The organism is Mycobacterium sp. 1245499.0 (assembly GCF_001673615.1).
Classification (GTDB): domain Bacteria; phylum Actinomycetota; class Actinomycetes; order Mycobacteriales; family Mycobacteriaceae; genus Mycobacterium; species Mycobacterium europaeum_A.
On the sequence record NZ_LZMG01000127.1, the window covers coordinates 1 to 17,293 of the forward strand.

General features: G+C 67.6%; 16 protein-coding genes. 5 read left to right on the forward strand and 11 right to left on the reverse strand.

Going from position 1 to position 17,293, the window contains the following annotated elements; all coding sequences use genetic code 11:
• On the reverse strand, window positions 1-240 hold a 240-nt coding region (locus tag A5646_RS06175), incomplete at its 3' end, for an enoyl-CoA hydratase/isomerase family protein (protein ID WP_197505131.1).
• A 44-nt stretch (window positions 241-284) separates the two neighbouring features.
• Here A5646_RS06175 and A5646_RS06180 point away from each other — a divergent pair.
• Complete coding sequence (locus A5646_RS06180; protein WP_066863176.1) at window positions 285-1,436, forward strand: LLM class flavin-dependent oxidoreductase; 1,152 nt, start codon at window positions 285-287, stop codon at window positions 1,434-1,436.
• Here the strand turns inward: A5646_RS06180 and A5646_RS06185 are convergent.
• From A5646_RS06185 to A5646_RS06195, 3 genes are all read right to left on the reverse strand, one after another.
• Entirely contained in the window at window positions 1,433-2,104 is a 672-nt protein-coding gene (locus A5646_RS06185; RefSeq protein ID WP_066876739.1) for a UbiX family flavin prenyltransferase, read from the reverse strand. The genes A5646_RS06180 and A5646_RS06185 overlap by 4 nt on opposite strands.
• Complete coding sequence (locus A5646_RS06190) at window positions 2,104-3,588, reverse strand: UbiD family decarboxylase (protein ID WP_067020613.1); 1,485 nt, start codon at window positions 3,586-3,588, stop codon at window positions 2,104-2,106. The genes A5646_RS06185 and A5646_RS06190 overlap by 1 nt, the downstream gene beginning before the upstream one ends.
• 78 nt (window positions 3,589-3,666) lie before the next feature.
• Window positions 3,667-4,365, reverse strand: coding sequence for a cutinase family protein (locus A5646_RS06195; RefSeq protein ID WP_369806914.1), 699 nt, complete (start codon window positions 4,363-4,365; stop codon window positions 3,667-3,669).
• A gap of 119 nt (window positions 4,366-4,484) precedes the next feature.
• On the opposite strand from A5646_RS06195, the gene A5646_RS06200 reads away from it, so the two are divergent.
• Entirely contained in the window at window positions 4,485-5,147 is a 663-nt protein-coding gene (locus tag A5646_RS06200) for a class I SAM-dependent methyltransferase (protein ID WP_066863167.1), read from the forward strand.
• A 12-nt stretch (window positions 5,148-5,159) separates the two neighbouring features.
• On the opposite strand, the gene A5646_RS06205 is transcribed toward A5646_RS06200, so the two are convergent.
• Genes A5646_RS06205 through A5646_RS06215 form a run of 3 tightly spaced genes read right to left on the reverse strand, consistent with a single transcriptional unit; the run spans window position 5,160 to window position 8,225 of the window.
• The gene (locus A5646_RS06205; RefSeq protein ID WP_067020615.1) at window positions 5,160-6,236 is read right to left on the reverse strand and encodes a prenyltransferase; all 1,077 of its coding nucleotides are present in this window, start codon (window positions 6,234-6,236) and stop codon (window positions 5,160-5,162) included.
• Window positions 6,223-6,981 carry a class I SAM-dependent methyltransferase gene (locus tag A5646_RS06210; protein ID WP_066863162.1) on the reverse strand — a complete coding sequence of 253 codons (759 nt, stop codon included), beginning with the start codon at window positions 6,979-6,981 and terminating at the stop codon, window positions 6,223-6,225. Before A5646_RS06210 ends, A5646_RS06205 begins: the two co-directional genes overlap by 14 nt.
• Window positions 6,975-8,225, reverse strand: a complete 1,251-nt coding sequence (locus tag A5646_RS06215) for a glycosyltransferase family 4 protein (protein ID WP_066863159.1) — start codon at window positions 8,223-8,225, stop codon at window positions 6,975-6,977. Before A5646_RS06215 ends, A5646_RS06210 begins: the two co-directional genes overlap by 7 nt.
• A 321-nt stretch (window positions 8,226-8,546) precedes the next feature.
• On the opposite strand from A5646_RS06215, the gene A5646_RS06220 reads away from it, so the two are divergent.
• Window positions 8,547-9,365 carry a DUF1906 domain-containing protein gene (locus tag A5646_RS06220; RefSeq protein WP_066876745.1) on the forward strand — a complete coding sequence of 273 codons (819 nt, stop codon included), beginning with the start codon at window positions 8,547-8,549 and terminating at the stop codon, window positions 9,363-9,365.
• A 182-nt stretch (window positions 9,366-9,547) separates the two neighbouring features.
• Here A5646_RS06220 and katG read toward each other — a convergent pair whose 3' ends face one another.
• From katG to A5646_RS06235, 3 genes are all read right to left on the reverse strand, one after another.
• Window positions 9,548-11,788 carry a catalase/peroxidase HPI gene (gene katG / locus A5646_RS06225; protein WP_066863153.1) on the reverse strand — a complete coding sequence of 747 codons (2,241 nt, stop codon included), beginning with the start codon at window positions 11,786-11,788 and terminating at the stop codon, window positions 9,548-9,550.
• Between the two features lie 50 nt (window positions 11,789-11,838).
• A complete protein-coding gene (locus A5646_RS06230) occupies window positions 11,839-12,279 on the reverse strand; it encodes a Fur family transcriptional regulator (protein WP_156749292.1) in 441 nt (146 codons plus the stop codon).
• Window positions 12,280-12,374: 95 nt separating this feature from the next.
• Entirely contained in the window at window positions 12,375-13,661 is a 1,287-nt protein-coding gene (locus A5646_RS06235; protein ID WP_067020617.1) for an Ig-like domain-containing protein, read from the reverse strand.
• Between the two features lie 155 nt (window positions 13,662-13,816).
• On the opposite strand from A5646_RS06235, the gene A5646_RS06240 reads away from it, so the two are divergent.
• Window positions 13,817-14,626, forward strand: coding sequence for a hypothetical protein (locus tag A5646_RS06240; protein WP_067020619.1), 810 nt, complete (start codon window positions 13,817-13,819; stop codon window positions 14,624-14,626).
• Window positions 14,627-14,689: 63 nt separating this feature from the next.
• A complete protein-coding gene (locus A5646_RS06245) occupies window positions 14,690-16,180 on the forward strand; it encodes an FAD-dependent oxidoreductase (RefSeq protein ID WP_067020655.1) in 1,491 nt (496 codons plus the stop codon).
• A gap of 13 nt (window positions 16,181-16,193) precedes the next feature.
• Here the strand turns inward: A5646_RS06245 and A5646_RS06250 are convergent, their stop codons facing one another.
• Complete coding sequence (locus A5646_RS06250; RefSeq protein WP_067020623.1) at window positions 16,194-17,237, reverse strand: bifunctional 2-polyprenyl-6-hydroxyphenol methylase/3-demethylubiquinol 3-O-methyltransferase UbiG; 1,044 nt, start codon at window positions 17,235-17,237, stop codon at window positions 16,194-16,196.
• Window positions 17,238-17,293 lie beyond the last annotated feature (56 nt).

A 17,293-nucleotide genomic window follows, 5' to 3' on the forward strand; every position in this document is an offset into this window, starting at 1 on the left:
CTCGTCGCCGCCGGCGGAGAAGGTCCGGCCCGCCCCGGTCAGCACGACGGCGCGCACCCGGACGTCGTCTTGGGCCGCCGCGAATACCCGCGACAGCTCCGAATGCATCACGTCGTCGACGGCGTTGGCCTTGTCCGGCCGGTTCAGCGTCAGCACGGCGACGGCGGTCGCGCCGTCCACGGCGACATCGATGGTGCGGTATGCGGCGGGATCGAGCATCGAGGCGCCCCTTGCTGTCATCAGTTGAACATGAACGTTGACGTAGATCATAGGAGCAGGACGGCATGTTGAGGTTCGGAACATTCATCGCGCCCTACCACCCGGTCCGCGAGAGCCCGTTGACCACCTACGAGCGGGACCTCGAGCTCATCGAATGGTGCGACCGGTGGGGCTTCGACGAGGCGTGGGTGGGCGAGCACCACTCGGCGGCATGGGAGAACATCGCCGATCCGGCGATGTTCCTGGCGGCCGCCGGGCAACGGACCCGGCGGATCAAGCTCGGCTCCGGCGTCGTCAGCCTGCCGTATCACCACCCGATGATGGTGGCCGACCGGTTCGTGCAGCTCGACTACCTGACCCACGGCCGGGCCATGTTGGGCGTGGGGCCCGGGGCGCTGATCTCCGACGCCACGATGATGGGCATCGATCCCAGCACGCAGCGCCCGCGGATGAACGAGGCCCTGGGCGTGATCATCCGGCTGCTCGCCGGTGAGGTCGTCACCCATCACAGCGACTGGTTCACCCTGAATGAGGCTCGGCTGCAGCTGCTTCCGGTCAACGGGTCGATGCCGATCGCCGTCGCGTCCAGCACCTCGCCGTCGGGCATGACGGCCGCGGGCACGCACGGCGTGGGGGTGTTATCGCTGGGCGCCGGCCTGATCGGCGGCAAGAAGGACCTGGCGGCGCACTGGGCGCTCGGCGAGAAGGCCGCCGCCGAAAGCGGCAAGCAGCTGCGCCGCGACGAATGGCGCCTGGTGATCCGGGCCCATCTCGCGCCCACCCGCGAACAGGCCAAGTCCGAGGTGATCGAGGGGCGCGAGGCCGAACGCGTCGGATACTTCAAACGGGTCGCCGGGCTGAAGAACGACTACACGCTCGAGCAGGAGATCGAAGAGGACGCCGCCATCGTGGGCACGCCCGACGACATGATCGAGGCGCTGCACCGGTTGCAGAACATCACCGGCGGGTTCGGGGGCTTTTTGGTGCTGGCCGGGGATTGGGCGGACCGCGAGGCCACGCTGCGCAGCTACGAATTGATGGGCCGCCACGTGATTCCCGAATTCCGCGGCCAGCTGGATTCGCTGCGCGCCAGCTACGACATGGTGGTCGCGAAGAAGCGCGACTACGGCGCGCCGGCGATGGCCGCGATCAAGAAGGCCTACGAGGACGCCGGCCAGCAGATGCCCGACGACCTCAACCCCACCAACCTGCGTTAGGCGTGGCCCGTCGGCACTTCCGGTGCTTTCTGCGATTCCGGCACTTCCGGCGTTTCGTGTTGCATCTCGTGTTGCATCACGGTCCGGCGCAGGTCGTCGTCCCAGCGCGGGAAGACGTCGGTGTGGATGCCGAATTGGTCAAGGGCCCGGCCGACGGAGTGATCGACGATGTCCTCGAGGCTGGTGGGCCGGAAGTAGAAGGCCGGCACCGGCGGGAAGATGGTGCCGCCGGCTTCGCTGATGGTCGCCATGTTACGCAGGTGGATCAGGTTCAGCGGCGCCTCGCGCACCATGAGCACCAGGCGGCGACGCTCCTTGAGGACGACGTCGGCGGCCCGGGACAGCAGTGAGCTGGACACGCCGTTGGCGATCTCGCCCACGCTGCGCATTGATGCGGGCGCGATCAGCATGCCCCGGGTGAGGAAGGAACCCGACGCCATGGGGGCGCCGACGTCGGTGACGCTGTACACGTGGTCGGCGCGGGCCTCGATCTGCTCCCGGGTGAGATCGGTTTCGTAGGCGCGGGTCAGGTGCCCGGCACGGGTGACGATGAGGTGGGTTTCGATGCCGACGCTGCGCAGCACATCGAGCGCCCGCACGCCGTAGACGATTCCGGTGGCTCCGGTGATGCCCACGATGACGCGGTCGGGCTGGTTCGGCTGGGTCATCACGGATACTCCAAGTCCAGATCGGGGGCATACGGGCGGGGGTCGACATCGCGGAAGTGCGCCCGTTCGAACTGGGCTTGCATGCGAAACGGTGCGGTGGCGTCGAAAATCGTTTTGCACGTGGTGCCCTTGGCCGGCAGCGTCGGGTCGTACTCGGGCTGCTGGGTCGGATCCAGAACATGACCGGCCACCCCGGGAATGGTGACGATGTCGCGGTTGCCCTGCATCCGGGTCTGCATCGCCCACAGCACGTCGTCGCTGTCGAAGATGTCGACGTCGCCGTCGACCAGGATGACGTTCTTCAGTTCCGAATAGACGCCCAACGCCACCAGCGCGGCTTGGCGCGCGCGGCCGTCATCGAAGGCCTTGGTCTTGTTGCACTTGAGGACGGCCAGGAACTTACCGCCGCCGGCGCTATGGGAGTAGACGTCGGTGACGAAGCCGGGCATGGCGGCGTGCAGGGCGTGGAAAATGCTGGCCTCCGTGGGGATTCCGGCGAGGCTGACGTGCTCCTCGCCGGGGCCCACCAGGGTCTGCAGAATCGGATCGGTGCGGGTGGTCACCGCGGTCACCTTGATCACCGGCAAGGCCGGGTTGGCCGGGCCGTCATAGCCGGGGAACTCCGGCATGGCGTGTCCGGTGTGGGTGTTCTGGTCTTCGGCCTGCCGTTCGCCGGGGATGATGTAGCCCTCGATGACGACCTCGGCCGTGGCGATCGCCTTCTGGTCGACCGTGACGCCCTTGACCAGTTCGACGGGTTTGCCGCGCAGGCCGCCGGCGATGGCGAGCTCGTCGTAGCCGAGCGGGGTGGTGGGCGCCTCGAACGTGGCGCCCAGCGGGATCGCCGGGTCCAGGCCCATGTTGACCGTGATCTCGAACTTGCGTCCGTCGGCCTCGGCGCGTTGCCGGAAGGCGTCGATGTGGCGGCCGGGTGCGAAGAAGATCGTCATCTCGTCACGGCCCTGCACGCACAGCCGGTGGATGGTGACATCGGTGCCCAGTTCGGGGTCGCTGCCCAGCACCAAACCCAGGCAGAAGTACGGCCCCGCGTCCAGGTCGGTGTTGGTGGGCGCGGGCAGCAGGGTACGCAGATCGAAGTCCGGGTGATCGGCGCGATGGACCACCTCTTGGCAGGGCGCATTGTGGCCAGTGAAATCCGCTGGGCCCAAGGCGTTTTCGTAGGCATCGGCCATGCGTTGGGTGAGCCGGTCGGCCGGCGACTCGAGCAGGATGCCGACGCGTTTGCGGCTGGCCATCAACCCGACCAGCACCCGCCAGCCCGGAAAGCCGGTCACGTTGTTGAAGATCATGGCCGGTCCGATGCGCGTCGGTCGTTCGACGGTGCCGCCGGCGCCGATGCGGCGGTAGACGCCGGCGAGTTCGCCGATCGGGTCGATCGGATGGTCGGTCTCGATCAGCTGCTTGTCGTGGCGCGCCAGTCGCGCCAGCGCGGATCTGAGGTCGACGATCTGGTCATCCGGCAATGGCTAGTCCCTCCGCGCGCACCTGGAGTTCCTAGTACCCGTCTGTGCCGGGCTAAACGCAAGCGGCGGCCGCCTGACTCAGAGCTTGCTGGCGACGAAGTCGGCGGCCTGATTGGCCATGCCCGCGTCGATGTAGGCCCCGGCGAGGTGCTGCGGCCAGTTTTCCTTCCACGTGTTCGGGTCGGCGGGGTTGCAGATGGGATCGGCACCGTGGCACAACTCGATGGTCCGGTCGTTGTAGACGGGACTGAAGTTAGTGATCGGACCCACCCATTGGCTGCCATTGCCGAACAGGGCGACGGCGGCGACGTGCTGATCGATGCCCGGCGGCAGCGGGCTGTCGAAACCGAACGCGCCGATGGGCGCCGCCAGCACGACGTCGGTGACCGCCGCGCCCAGCGAATAACCGCCCAGCACCAACCTGGTGTCGGGGCAGCTGTTGACCATGTCCTGGATGTGGTGGCTCATGTCGTTGGCGCCCTGGGCGACCTCGGTGTCGGCGGGATATTGCACGGCGTACACGCCCACGGTCCTGTTCACCTTGGACCGCAGGGCGCTGATGAACGCGTTGCCCAGCACACCCGGCCCCGGCGATTCGTTGCGCCCCCGGGCGAACACGACCTGTACCGGCGGGCAGTTCGCGGCCGCGGCCGGTGGCGCCGCCCCCGGGGCCCCGGACGGCAGCACCGTGGCGGGCAGCAACGCGGCGGCCGCGGCCATGACCGCGGCGAGGCCGACACCAGCAAATTTGCGGATAAGCAAGGCGCGCACGCCCATGATGGTAAGGCGAAGGCGCTCCGGCCGCCGCACACCCGGTGAACAGAGCTCCGGTGATCGCTGAGCGCGAACAGCGACCACGGTGTCGGCAGCGGCGATCGAGGCGATAGGTTCAGCTGATGAGTCACGTCGACGCGAGTGCGCCCGAGCGCTTGTTCGCGCTGGCCGAGCAGGTACAAGGTTTCATGCCGGCCGACGAGGGGCGCGCGTTGTACGACGCCGCGCTGCGGTATCTCGGCGGCGGTCTGGGCGTCGAGATCGGCACCTACTGCGGCAAATCCACCCTGCTGCTGGGTGCGGCCGCCCAACAAACCGGCAGCGTGCTCTACACGGTCGACCACCACCACGGGTCCGAGGAGCACCAGGCCGGGTGGGAGTATCACGACGCGTCGATGGTGGACGAGGTGACGGGCCTGTTCGACACGCTGCCGACGTTTCGCCGGGCGCTCGACACCGCCCGGTTGGACGATCACGTCGTCGCGATCGTCGGCAAGTCGCCGCTGGTGGCACGGGCGTGGCGGGCGCCGCTGCAGTTCCTGTTCATCGACGGCGGCCACAGCGAAGCCGCCGCGAACCAGGACTTCGACGGCTGGGCCAAGTGGGTCGCCCCCGGTGGGGCGCTGGTCATCCACGACGTATTTCCCGACCCGAAGGACGGCGGGCGCCCGCCCTACTACATCTACTGCCGCGCACTCGATTCCGGACAGTTCCGGGAGGTATCGGCCACCGGATCGTTGCGGCTGCTCGAACGAGTCAGCGGTCAGCCGGGGGAGCGGGTCTAGCCAGCCCGGGGCTTACCGGCCGGGGCCGGTGACCACGCATTCGCAGTCGAAGTCGGTCTGCAAACCCAGTGGCAGTTCGTCGCCGCGAAAGATGCCCGCACCGGCGGTGGTGTTCGACAGGGCGTCCGCCGCCAAGATCACGGCCGCGCCCGTCCATGTGGTGCGCTCTTCCGGCCACCGTTTGCCGTCGGCGAAAACCAGTCCCGTCCAATAAGATCCGTCGTCCTCGCGCAGATGCTGCATCGCGGCGAACTGACGGTGGGCGTCGGAGCTTTGCCCGATCGCGTCCAGCGCCATCACCAGCTCGCATGTTTCGGCGCCCGTCACCCACGGGCGGTCGCCGACGCACCGGATGCCCAGGCCGTCGACCACGAAGGCATCCCAACGCTGCTTGATGCGCGCGGCCGCCGCCGGGCCACGCAACGCGCTACCCAGGATGGGGTAGTACCAGTCCATCGAGTAGCGGTCCTTTTCGGTGAACGCCTCGGGATGCGCGGAGATGGCGTGCCCCAGACGGCCGAGCGCCAACTCCCACTCCGGCTGCGGGTCGCCGACCAACGCGGCCAGGGCAAGCGCACAGCGGATGCTGTGGTAGATGCTCGAGCACCCGGTCAGCAGGGCCTCCGGCAACACACCGGCTTCGCTTCGGGCCCAACCGATCTCGCCATACCCGACCTGCATGTCGATGACGAAGTCGATCGCTTTGTGCACCACCGGCCACATTTCCGCCGCGAATGACTCGTCGCCGGTGACCAGCACGTGGTGCCACACCCCGGCGCCGATGTAGGCGCAGAAATTGCTGTCGCTGTTGTCGTCTTCGATGACCCCCGACCGGAATTGGATGGGCCAGGATCCATCCGAGCGCTGGGTGCGCCGGCTCCAGTCGAACGCGGCGCGCGCCGGCTCCAGCAGTCCGGCGGTGGTCAGCGCCATCGCGCACTCGATGTGGTCCCACGGATCGGTGTGCCCGCCCTCGAACCAGGGGATGGCACCAGTGGATTCCTGTGCGGCGGCGATGGAAAGCGCGGTCTGGCGGCACTGCTCGGGAGTCAACACCCCCGCAACGGCTGGCACACTAGACCGATGCAACTGAATATCCCTCAGTCGCCTGGCTTTTCGCCTCCTGTGGCTTGACGAAGTACATCGCTACGCTCTTGCCCACCAGCGGGTTGAGCAGCGACTCCGCCAGCTGGGTGATCTTGGGCCGCTGCATCAGGTCCCAAACCAGGAGCTTGTGGTAGGCGGTCACCGCGGGGTGGTCGGTGTTTTCCACTCCCACAGCGCATTTGAGCCACCAGAAGGGGGAGTGCAGCGCATGGGCGTGATGGGTGTGGGTCAGTGCCATTCCGTCGCGGGCGATCTTGCCGCGCAGCTCGCTGGCCCGGTAGATGCGTACGTGGCCACCCTCGTTGGCGTGGTACTCGTCGGACAGCAACCAGCACAGGCGCTCGGGCAGCCACCGTGGGACGCTGACCGCCAGCGTGCCACCGGCTTTGAGCACTCTGATCAGCTCGGCGATCGCCACGTCGTCGTCGGGAATGTGCTCCAGGATCTCCGAAGCGATGACGCAGTCGAACGTCTCGTCGGCGTAGGGCAACTTCAGCGCATCACCGACGACCACCTTCGCCGAGGCACCGGCGGGCGCCTCGCCGGCTTCGGCCATCGCGCGCAAAATGGTGTCCACCGAACGCAATTCGGCCTCGTCGCGATCGAAGGCCACGACGTCGGCGCCGCGGCGATACGCTTCGAACGCGTGCCGGCCGGCTCCGCAACCCACGTCGATGACCTTGCTCGACGGTCCGATCCCCAGCCGGTCGAAATCGACTGTCAGCATGGCGCTTCGCTCTGCGCGTTGCGTGCGATCGCCCGCTCGTAGACCCGAACGGTTTGCGCGGCCACGGCTTCCCAGCTGAAGACGTTGACGGCGCGGGTTCGTCCCGCCTTCCCGAGGCTGCGGCGCTTTTCCGGTGAGTCCAGCAGTTCACCGAGCGCGTGGGTCAGCGCATCGACGTCGGCGGGCGGCACCAGTTCGGCGCAAGCACCGTCGGTCCCGAGGACTTCCGGCAGGGCACCGACCCGGCTGGCGACGATCGGGGTGCCGCTGGCCATGGCTTCCACGGCTGGGAGCGAAAAGCCTTCGTAGAGCGACGGAATGCAGGCGACCTCCGCGGAGGCGAACAGGGCGGCCAGCTCGGCGTCGGACAGCCCGCTGGTGATGTGCACGATGTCGGAGATCCCGAGTTCGGCGATGAGTTTGTGGGTCGGGCCGTTGGGTTCCACCTTGGCAACCAGCCGCAGCTCGAGATCACGCACGGTGCGCAGCCGGGCGACCGCTTGCAGCAGGGTGCGGACGCCCTTGAGCGGGGTATCGGCACTGGCGATCGCGATGATGCGGCCGGGCTCGCGGGGGCCCGATCCCGGTTTGAACAGTTCGGTGTTCACGCCCAGCGGCACCACGTGGAGTTGGTCGGGCGCGACGCCGAAGTCGGCGATGATGTCGGACGCGGACGACGAGGAGACCGTCAACAGGTCGGGGATGTGGCGGGCGACCTCCTGCTGCATGTCCAAGAACCCATACCAGCGGCGCACCAACGGTTTTCGCCACCATCGCGCTGCCGCCAGATCCAGCACCCGGTCGCGGGTGATCGGGTGGTGCACGGTGGCCACCACGGGAAGTCCCGCCTCGGCGATGCGCAGCAATCCGGTGCCCAGGCTCTGGTTGTCGTGGACGACGTCGAAATCGGCTGTGCGCTGGGCAAGTAACCGCGCGGCCCGCATCGTGAACGTCCGCGGTTCGGGAAAGCCCGCGGTCCACGTGGTGAGCAATTCCCGCAGGTCGATCGAGTCGCGAATCTCGCTGGGCCGCGGCACCCGGAACGGGTCGGGTTCCCGGTACAGGTCGAGGCTGGGCACTTCGGTGAGCCGGACCCGCGGGTCGAGCAGGTCGGGATACGGCTGGCCGGAGAACACCTCGACGTCGTGGCCGAGCTCCACCAGGCCGTGGCTGAGATGGCGCACGTAGACGCCCTGTCCGCCGCAATGTGTCTTACTACGGTAGGACAGCAGGGCAATTCGCATACTCAACTCTTCTTTGCTGGAAAATGACCGCGGAATGGCGCCGAATACATCGCGGTCAACGGACTCCCGAACTCCGCGACAGCAAACTGGACATGTGTCCAGACTATAGTTCGATCACCTAATCGTGCGCAACGAGCCGGAAACCCACCGTCCCTCGCGCAGGCGGCCCCCGGGATGTCCGACACGCAAAGATCATGCCACTGGCCGGTGTCCGCCCGCTTTCCGACCGGTCGGTTCCGCACGCGAGGCGCCTCGGCCCAGCGGCGCTGACCGGCGAAGATCGCTCTGAGGAAGGCCCGTGCCTTTTGTTACCATCGCGCGGTGCGGGATTCGGCCGGACCGGGTGGACGCGGCGATCGGTGGTCGCCGTCGAGGCGCGAGGTCCTCAAATACGCCGGCGCCTATGTCGTGGCGCCGGCCCTGCTCAGCCTGGGCGCGGTGGCGGCAAGCCCCGCCGCCCCGAAAGCCTCGGCGGCCGGCATGAGGCTGATCGATTTCGCCGAGCGCAGGATCGCACCGGAGGAGATCAAGTCGGCGGGCTATGACGGCGTGGTGAACTACGTGTCGCAGTCGCGGCCGGGCGCCAACTTCGAAGCCAAGCCGCTGACCCGGGAGTACGCCGATGCGCTGCGCGCGGCGGGCCTGCATATCGTCAGCAACTTCCAATACGGCAAGCCCGGTTGGCCGGACCCGTCGGATCTCACCCGCGGCTATGACGGCGGCGTCGCGGACGCCCACACGGCCATGCAGCTGCACTCGGCGGCCGGCGGCCCGAACTCGGCCCCGATCTTTTTCAGCGTCGACGATGACATCGACGCCAACACGTGGAATAGCGTTGCCGTCCAATGGTTTCGAGGCATCAACTCGGTGCTGGGTGTGGGTCGCACCGGCATCTACGGGCATGCCCGGGCGTGCGGGTGGGCCATCAGGGACGGGGTGATCGGGCCGTCCACCAGCGCCGGGCACCAGTGGGCGTGGCAGACCAGGTCGTGGTCGCACGGCGAGCGCGAACCCGCCGCTGTGCTCTACCAAACGGTCGTCAACAGCCCGGGAAATCCGGGCCCGCTGCTGGGCGGCATCAATGTCGACGTCGACGATGTCCTCGCCGCCGATTTCGGGCAGTGGGACCTGGATCGCTGACCTAGAAGTCCTTCTCCGCCACACGAGACATAAACCAGGGCGACCGATCGCGGCGTGTCGTGTGCGTGGTTTACGTGTCGCGAGATCGCGGGCGCATCGTCCATGAAAGAGGGCGGCATGAAGGAACGGCACCCCGCGAGCGCATGGCTCGCGGGGTGCCGTTTCTTGCCGGTGACCGGGTCTTACTTGAGGTCGAACCGGTCGTTGTTCATGACCTTCACCCACGCCGCGACGAAGTCCTCCACGAACTTGCCGTGGTTGTCGTCCTGGGCGTAAACCTCGGCCAGCGCGCGCAGCACCGAGTTCGAGCCGAACACAAGGTCATTCGGGGTCGCGGTCCACTTGAGCTCGCCGGAGGCCCGGTCGTGCCCTTCGTAGACGTTCTCCGCGGTCTCCGAGGCCTTCCACTCGGTGCCCATGTCGAGCAGGTTGACGAAGAAGTCGTTCGTCAACGCGCCCGGCCGGTCGGTGAACACACCGTGCTTGCTGCCGCCGTGGTTGGCGCCCAGCGCGCGCAGCCCGCCGACGAGCACCGTCAGCTCCGGACCGGTCACACCCAGCATGTAGGCCCGGTCCAACAAGAGCTGCTCGAGCGGGGCCTTCTCGCCGGGCCGCGCGTAGTTGCGGAACCCGTCGGCCCGCGGTTCGAGCACGGCGAACGACTCCACGTCGGTGCTCTCCTGCGAGGCGTCGGTGCGCCCGGGGGCGAAATGCACCGAGATCTCGTAGCCCGCGTCCTTGGCCGCCTTCTCGACCGCCGCGGAACCGGCCAGCACGATCAGGTCGGCGATCGAGATCTTCTTCCCGCCGGAGGCCGAGGCGTTGAAGTCCTGCTGGATCCGCTCCAGCACGGGCAACACCTTGTCGAGTTCGGAGGGCTCGTTGACCTCCCAGCTCCGCTGCGGCTCGAGTCGCAGCCGCCCGCCGTTCGGGCCACCGCGCTTGTCGGTGTTGCGGTAGCTGACCGCGGCCGACCAGGCGGTCTTGACCAGCTGCTGAACGGAGAGACCGGACGCCAGGACCTTGCTCTTCAGGTCCGCAACGTCCGTCTCGTCGACCAGCGCGTGGTCGACGGCCGGCACCGGGTCCTGCCACAGCTGCGGTTCGGGAATCCACGGCCCCAGGAAGCGGGTGACCGGTCCCATGTCGCGGTGCAGCAGCTTGTACCACGCCTTGGCGAAGGCGTCGGCCAGCTCCTCGGGGTGGTCCAGCCAGCGCCGCGTGATGTCGCGGTAGATCGGGCTTTCCCGCAACGAGATATCGGTGACCAGCATCGTCGGGGCGCGCCCCGGCCCACCGAACGGATCCGGAATGGTCCCGGCGCCCGCGCCGTCCTTGGCGGTGAACTGCCAGGCCCCGGCGGGGCTCTTGGTGAGCTCCCACTCGTAGCCGTACAGCGTCTCCAGGAAGGAGTTGTCCCACTTGGTCGGCGTCGGCGTCCAGACCACCTCGAGGCCGCTGGTGATGGCGTCCTTGCCCACGCCGCTGCCGAACGAGCTCTTCCAGCCCAGCCCCTGCTGTTCGATCGGGGCTGCCTCAGGTTCCGGACCGACCAGGTCGGCGTCGCCGGCACCGTGCGTCTTGCCGAAGCTGTGGCCGCCGACGATCAGCGCGGCCGTCTCCTCGTCGTTCATCGCCATCCGGCCGAAGGTCTCGCGGATGTCGATCGCCGCCGCGACCGGGTCCGGCTTGCCTTCGGGGCCTTCCGGATTGACGTAGATCAGACCCATGGTGGTGGCACCGTAGGGCTGCGCGAGGTCGCGTTCACCCGAGTAGCGCTTGTCGGTTCCCAGCCACTCTTCCTCTTCACCGAAGAGAATCTCCTCGGGCTCCCAGACGTCTTCGCGGCCGAAGGCGAAGCCGAACGTCTTGAACCCCATGGATTCCAGGGCCGTGTTCCCGGCGAACAGCAGCAGGTCCGCCCAGGAGATCTTGTTGCCGTACTTCTTCTTCAGCGGCCACAGCAGCCTGCGCGCCTTGTCCAGGCTCGCGTTGTCCGGCCAGCTGTTGAGCGGAGCGAAGCGCTGCATGCCCTGGCCGCCGCCACCGCGGCCGTCATAGATGCGGTAGGTGCCGGCGGCGTGCCAGCTCATCCGGATGAACAGGCCACCGTAGTGGCCGTAGTCGGCGGGCCACCAGTCCTGCGAGGTGGTCAGCAGCTTGATCATGTCGGCCTTGAGCGCCTCGACATCAAGCTTGGCGAACTCCTCGGCGTAGTCGAAGTCCTCGCCGAGCGGGTCGGACTGGGGAGCATGCGGGTGCAGGCGCGACACATCGACCTGGTTGGGCCACCAGTCCTGGTTGGTCCGCGGGGCGCTCGACTTGGGCTGCGGTGAAGGGATTGCTGGGTTTTCGCTTTCGCTGTTGCTAGCCGACCCGGCGTCGGGTTGGGGAGGGCGGCTGGCGGATGTATCAGATGACACAGCATTCCTTTCGAGGGTGGGTGAATCGGGCTGCGATCACGGGCTGTGATCTAAGAACCTGTCGTCGAGCAATCGGCACACAGGCCCCAGTAGATGACTTCGGCCTCGTCGAGAACGAAGCCATCGAGAACGTTGTCGTCGTCCGAGGGCGTCAGGCAGGGAGCGTCACCGACGGCGCAGTCGATGTCGGCGATGATCCCGCAGGATCGGCACACGACGTGGTGGTGGTTGTCGCCGACGCGCGATTCGTAGCGCGCGACCATGCCCAGGGGCTGGATGCGCCGAACCAGACCGACAGTGGTCAGCGCATTGAGCACGTCGTACACGGCTTGACGCGAAACATCGGGCAGGCCAACCCGTACCGCCGAGAAGATCGTCTCGGTGTCGGCGTGCGGATTGGCGTCCACGGCTTCCAGCACGGCAACCCTGGGCCGGGTGACCCGCAGATCGGCCATCCGCAACCTGCCCGCGTAATCGGCCGTCGATGACACGCCACCAATATGACGCCTTAATTGGAACGAGTCAAGAGTTTATTGTGAAGTGGGGCACAACACGAGGCGACGAATGAGGTGGATCACCTGCGGGCTCAGGTCGGTTTCAGGGCGCTGCCCTTGCGCCAGTCGTCCCAGCTGAGCGTCCAGTCGCCGTTTTGGGCCAGCGTCAGCGGTGGCCCGCCGCTGTTGCGGACCTCGACTACGTCGCCCGGTACCGAAAAGTCGAAGAACCATTTCGCGTTGTCGGCGTTGAGGTTCAAGCAGCCATGCGACGTGTCGCGGTGGCCCTGGGCCCATACCGTCGCGTCGAGTTCGTGCAGATATATGCCGTCGCTGCTGATCTTGGTCGCCCAGTTGATGGTTTCGCGATATCCGAGCCTGGAGTTCTTGGGCAGGCCGAAGGTCGAGGAGTCCATGATGACGGGATTGCCCTTGTCCAGCACCGTGTAGACCCCGGACGGGGTCCACAGCGAGATCGTCTTACCGCCGACGTCTTCGGTGCCGCCCATTCCCATGCTGGTCGGCATCGTGCGCACCAGGTTTCCGTTGTCGAAGACGCTGACCTGGTGGGTGGCGTCATCGGCGATCGAGACGTGCGCGTCGCCGATCCGAAACGAGACCTTGGTGTCGTCCTGCCCGAACAAGCCGTCGCCCAACGCTATTCCGTAGATCTTCGCCTCGGCGGTGACGGTCGTGCCGGGCGCGTAGTAGTGCTCGGGCCGCCAATGAGCGTTCTGGTCGTCGACCCAGTACCAGGATCCCTCGACTTTCGGGTTTGTGGTCACCGACAGTTGTCGCTCGGCGGCGGCGCGATCCGCGATCTTCTCGTCGAAGTGCGCCACGATCACCGTTCCGACGCCGTAGGTGCCGCCGTCGTGCAGCGCGGCCTCCGACGTGGCGGTGAACGACACCTTGGTCTGGTTGGACGGCTTCAGCGTGGAAAATGACGAAACCTGCTTGGCCGCAACGCCACTGACGCCACTGCTGGTGACGGTCAGGGTGTAGGTGCGTCCGTAGCCCAGCGGGACCGTCGGCTTCCACACCGTGTTGTCGGGTGTCATGACGCCCTCGATCGGCTTGCCGCTCTCGTTGACCATCTCGACACCGGTCAGGGTTCCGTTCTCGGCTTTGACCGTGACCGGGGCGACCGGGTCGACGTCATGCGAGTCGGGGGCGGGAGTGATCGTTATCTGTGCCGGCCCAGCGGTTTTCGCGGGCGCGCCGCCCTGCCCGCAGTGACCGCCCAGACAATGTGTGGTCGACACAACGTATATCGCGGCCACCGCGGCGACGATCACGCAGACCGCGAGCAAGAGTCGGCGAGGCCGGCTGACCCGCAGGATCCGGCCGACGAACTGATCGCTGTTCTTGGACATCATGAAGCTGCCGAATCCCTGCTTTCTGGTTCTCGCAGGCCTGAGAATTCTGCCCGGCGAAGTCGATGTTGAAGATGAGGTATCCCGCGACATGCGGTTTTTAAACCGCCCCGGGTAACCCGGGCCTGCAACCGGCGTGCGCGCGAGATCATGGCGTCATGGCCGATGACGAACTCGACAGCCTCTATGAGGTGGCGCCGAAGGAGTTCACCGCGCAACGCACCAAACTGGCCGCCGCCGCCAAACAGCGCGGCGATACCGCCGCGGCGAAACGGATTTCCGCCGCCAACAAACCGACGACGGCCGCCTGGGTCGTCAACCGGCTGGCGCTGCGGCACGCGGACACCCGGCGGCGACTCGCCGACCTCGGGGAGCGACTGCGCGCCGCGCATGCGGCGATGGATGGCGGACGGATCCGGGACCTGACGGCCGAGCAACGCAAACTCATCGACGAGCTCACCCGCAAGGCGCTCGAGGAGGCCGATCTCAAGCAACCGTCGGCGGCGGTGCGCGAAGACCTCACCAGCACGCTGCAGGCCGCCATCGCCGACCCGCAGATCGGGGACCGCCTGGGCCGGTTGACCCGGCCCGAGCAGTGGTCGGGTTTCGGTGGCTTCGGCGAGGCCGCGCCGGAACCGGCGGGGACTCCGAGCGAACCAGCGAAGCGCCCCGGCGCCCCGGCTCGGAAGCGGTCGGCGGACGCCAAGGCGCAAACCGAACGGCGCGAGAAACTGAGCGCGGCCGTCGACACCGCCGAACGCGTCAAGGCCGAGGCCGACGACGCGTTGTCGCTGCGACAAGCCGAACGAGATGGCGCCCGCCGGCGTCGTGACGATGCGGCGCGGGCGTTGCGGGCGGCCGAACGGGAACTCGACCGCGCCGAAACGGACTACGACGAGGCGCGGCAGGTGAGCCGAGCCGCCGCGGAGTCGGTGAAGGAGGCCAAAGCGCGGTTGAAGCGGGCGTGAGCCCGCCGGGTGCGTTTCCACGGGCCGGGCCGGGGTATCAGCAAAGCCGTGACCTCTTTGTGGATGACAGAACGAAGCGAACAGCCCTGGACCGCAAGCCGGCTTGACCAAGGTTCGGTGTCCGCCGATGTCATCGTGGTGGGCGCCGGCATCACCGGCCTGATGACGGCCGTCCTACTGGCCCGCGCCGGCAAGGACGTGCTGGTGCTGGAGGCGCGCACGGTGGGGGCGTGCGCGACCGGGAACACCACCGCCAAAATCAGCCTGCTGCAAGGCAGTCAGCTCTCCAAGGTGCTACCGCGGCATGGCCGGGACCTCGCGCGCGCGTACGTGGACGGCAACCGCGAAGGCCAGGAGTGGGTGCTGGCGCACTGCGAGGCCAACGGCGTCGCCGTGCAGCGCGAGGACGCTTACACCTACGCCCAGTCGGTGCGGGGCGTCCCGCGGGCGCGTGCCGAACTGACCGCGTGTCAGGCGGTGGGCCTGCCGGCGGTGTGGGACGACGACGCCGACGTCCCGTTCCCGTATCACGGCGGGGTGCGGCTGGCCGACCAGGCGCAGTTCGACCCGATGCCCTTCCTCGACTCGCTGGCCGTCGAGCTGCTCGACCGCGGCGGACGGCTGGTCGAGCACACCCGGGTGCGTCGGGTCTCCTGGCGCGGCAAGCAGGTCCGCGTGCAGGTCAACGACGCCGCCGAGCGGGACGTCGAACTGCAGGCTCGCCAGCTGGTGCTGGCCACCGGCATCCCGATCCTGGATCGCGGCGGTTATTTCGCTCGGGTGAAGCCCAGCCGGTCCTACTGCCTGGCCTTCAAGGTTCCGGGCAACATCACCCGCCCGATGATGATCTCCACCGACTCGCCGACCCGTTCGGTGCGGTACGCCCCGGTCGCGGACGGGGAGCGGCTGATCGTGGGCGGCGCCGGTCATACCGTGGGGCGCGAGAAGAGTCCGTCCCAGGCGCTCGACGAACTGTCGGCGTGGGCACGCAAGCACTACCCGGGCGCCGTGCAGACCCACTTCTGGTCGGCGCAGGACTATACCCCGATCGACCATCTACCCTATGTGGGTCCGATCCTGCCGAACAGCGAAACCATCTTTGTCGCAACGGGTTTCAACAAGTGGGGGATGACCAACGGGGCCGCCGCGGCGCTGGCACTGTCGAGCCGCATCCTGGGCGGGCGGATGGACTGGGCCCGCGCGTTCGCCAGCTGGAGTCCGCACGAGTTGACCGGGTTGACGACCGCCCTGCAGGCCAACCTCGAGGTCGGCTTCAACCTGACGAAGGGCTGGATCACCCCGTCGATACGGACTCACCGCCGCAGCCCCGTCAACGGGGAAGGCGGCGTGGTGAGCGGTCCGCCATGGCATTTGGAGGCGCGCTGCCGCGTCGACGGGACCGAGCATCGCGTCTCACCCGTGTGCACGCACCTCGGCGGGATCGTGAACTGGAACGACGCCGACAAGGCGTGGGAGTGCCCGCTGCACGGGTCGCGGTTCGCGCCCGACGGCACCTTGCTGGAAGGGCCGGCCACCCGCGATCTGACCTCGTAGACCGGCGCCCGACTCAGCCCGTCTTGCGAAAGACGAGCCAGCGCAATTCGATTGGGGAGTCGCCACGCTCGACGTCGAACACGTCGAGGCCGCCGGCCCATCCCTCGAACCATCCCGTGGGCGGCCAGGCGTCCGAAGCCGACCGGGCCTTCTCGTATTCGTACGCGGAGTCGTCGGCGATCGGTTCGAGGGGCAGGCCGGCCGCCGCGGCGGCCACCTCGTCGCGGGTGAAAATCATGCTGTTGCACTGCTGGCTGAATTGCACGGCGACGTCGTCGGGGACATAGCCGTCGCGAGCCAGGAAGGTGTTGAACACCAGCCGGCCGCCTTGCGCCAGGCATTCGGTGGCGAGTTCGAACATGCCGCGCAACTCGCGCGTCGTGCGGAAGTCGGACACCACCTCCGAGAGCACCATGAGCTGATAGCGCTCGCGTACACCCTCCATCGCGGTGAAGACATCGCTTTGAATAACGTTCACGCTCAACGATTCGCCGGCGGCGTCGGCGACGATCACCTCCGCGAACTTGGCGGTCATCTCGACCGCGTCGACCGGATGCCCGCGCCGGGCCAGGGCCAGCGCGTTGCGTCCGGTGCCCGCGCCGACGTCCAGCACCCGATAGGCCGAAGGGTCGGCCGCCTCGGCCGCCAGGGCGAGCACGCGTGCATCCGGCTCGGTGCCGAACAACGGCGGCGGGCGGACCTGCACCCACTGGTCGTAATCGGCCTCGACCGTGCGCCAGTCGGCTTGGACCCGGAAATTCACGTCCGTCCCGAACGGAGCCTGATACGAGATCAATACCTCCGAACGGGGGGAGGCCTTGAAGGCCTTCGCCAACTCGACTTCCAGCGCCGCCCGCAACCGAGCGGAGTTTTCCGGGGTGTACCAGACGCCCAGGGTGGCGCAGACGTTGCCGCACAGCGCGACGTACTCGTCGATGAGGGCCGGCACGGCAGGCACCCTGATGTGGCCCTCGGCCGACAAGCGCCGATACAGCCGCCGGATCATCGCTTCGCGCAGCATCAGCGGGTCGAACGACGCATTCGGCGGATCCTGCACCAGAACCTTCTACACGACCTTCCGGCTTTGCACCACCGCTGGGATGAACCGGCGCT

Coding starts and splice junctions, on each gene's coding strand:
- A5646_RS06180 (WP_066863176.1), top strand. CDS start 285: ATGTTGAGGTTCGGAACATTCATCGCGCCCTACCACCCGGTCCGCGAG.
- A5646_RS06185 (WP_066876739.1), bottom strand. CDS start 2,104: ATGACCCAGCCGAACCAGCCCGACCGCGTCATCGTGGGCATCACCGGA.
- A5646_RS06195 (WP_369806914.1), bottom strand. CDS start 4,365: ATGGGCGTGCGCGCCTTGCTTATCCGCAAATTTGCTGGTGTCGGCCTC.
- A5646_RS06200 (WP_066863167.1), top strand. CDS start 4,485: ATGAGTCACGTCGACGCGAGTGCGCCCGAGCGCTTGTTCGCGCTGGCC.
- A5646_RS06210 (WP_066863162.1), bottom strand. CDS start 6,981: ATGCTGACAGTCGATTTCGACCGGCTGGGGATCGGACCGTCGAGCAAG.
- A5646_RS06215 (WP_066863159.1), bottom strand. CDS start 8,225: ATGCGAATTGCCCTGCTGTCCTACCGTAGTAAGACACATTGCGGCGGA.
- A5646_RS06235 (WP_067020617.1), bottom strand. CDS start 13,661: ATGATGTCCAAGAACAGCGATCAGTTCGTCGGCCGGATCCTGCGGGTC.
- A5646_RS06240 (WP_067020619.1), top strand. CDS start 13,817: ATGGCCGATGACGAACTCGACAGCCTCTATGAGGTGGCGCCGAAGGAG.
- A5646_RS06245 (WP_067020655.1), top strand. CDS start 14,690: ATGACAGAACGAAGCGAACAGCCCTGGACCGCAAGCCGGCTTGACCAA.